Raw genomic sequence first — 507 nt, forward strand, 5'->3', positions numbered from 1 at the left:
ATGATGACCAAAAATTTTATATCTAAATCTGCTTACGTAAGTAAGGTAGCTAAAGTATCTAATCCCGTTAGTATAGGTAAAGAAGCAGAAGTTCATGATAGAAGTGAGCTAGGCTTATACTCTCTATTGAATAACTATTCAGTAATATATTCTGATACTAAAGTAGGAAAATACTGTTCTATAGGCAGGTTTTGTGAAATAGGAGCTGCTGCTCATCCTATTAGTTTTTTATCGACATCAAATATACAGTATAGTAATACTTTAATGAGAGGACATGAAGATACAAGTTTTAAGAGAAAGGTAAAGTATGAATATGATAGAGATACAATTATTGGTCATGATGTGTGGATAGGTGCTAAAAGTGTAATAAAATCAGGAATAACAATAGGGCATGGCTCCATCGTAGCCGCCTTAAGTTTTGTAAACAAAGATGTACCACCATATGCAATAGTAGGAGGTATACCTGCTAAGATTCTAAAATTTAGGTTTCCTGAAGAAATTATAACT

1 protein-coding gene is annotated in these 507 nt (G+C 32.5%); it reads left to right on the forward strand.

Translation table 11 applies throughout. From position 1 onward, the window contains the following. Positions 1 to 507: CatB-related O-acetyltransferase (locus tag R0K30_RS21030; RefSeq protein ID WP_410612694.1), on the forward strand; the 507-nt coding region annotated here is incomplete at both ends.

Origin of the sequence: Bacillus sp. SIMBA_154, assembly GCF_046536015.1 — a bacterium.
Taxonomy (GTDB): domain Bacteria; phylum Bacillota; class Bacilli; order Bacillales; family Bacillaceae; genus Bacillus; species Bacillus pumilus_P.